This window comes from Cellulomonas bogoriensis 69B4 = DSM 16987, from assembly GCF_000767165.1.
Lineage (GTDB): Bacteria > Actinomycetota > Actinomycetes > Actinomycetales > Cellulomonadaceae > Actinotalea > Actinotalea bogoriensis.
On the sequence record NZ_AXCZ01000469.1, the window covers coordinates 1 to 443 of the forward strand.

Below are 443 nucleotides of genomic sequence, written 5' to 3' on the forward strand. Positions count from 1 at the left end.
TCCTGGTCGACACCGTCCTGATCACCGGCCCCGAGCTCCGTGACGACGACGGCGACGACGACGGCGAGCCGCCGGTGTTCACCGACCTCGACCTCGTCTTCGACTTCGAGGACGGTCTGCAGGGCTGGGGCCCGCGTGCCGACGGCACCGGCACCCCGACGGTCGAGATCACCACGGAGGAGGCCTACGAGGGCGCGCAGGCTGCCCTGGTGACCGACCGCACGAGCCAGGGCTCGGGCATCGGTCAGGACTTCGCCGAGCAGTTCGAGGCCGGTGCGTCCTACGACATCAGCGCCTGGGTGAAGATGGCCGAGGGTGAGTCGACCGACGACATCTGGTTGAGCATCCAGACCGGTTCGAGCACGTTCTCGACCATCGGCCAGTTCAACGGCATCACGTCCGGCGAGTGGCACCAGGTCGAGGCCTCGTACACCTACCCCGGT

The 443-nt window shown here is 68.2% G+C and carries 1 protein-coding gene; it reads left to right on the forward strand.

Features of this window, described 5'->3' with window-relative positions:
• A partial coding sequence (locus tag N869_RS16060; protein ID WP_035063424.1) for a carbohydrate binding domain-containing protein occupies window positions 1–443 on the forward strand: 443 nt, incomplete at both ends.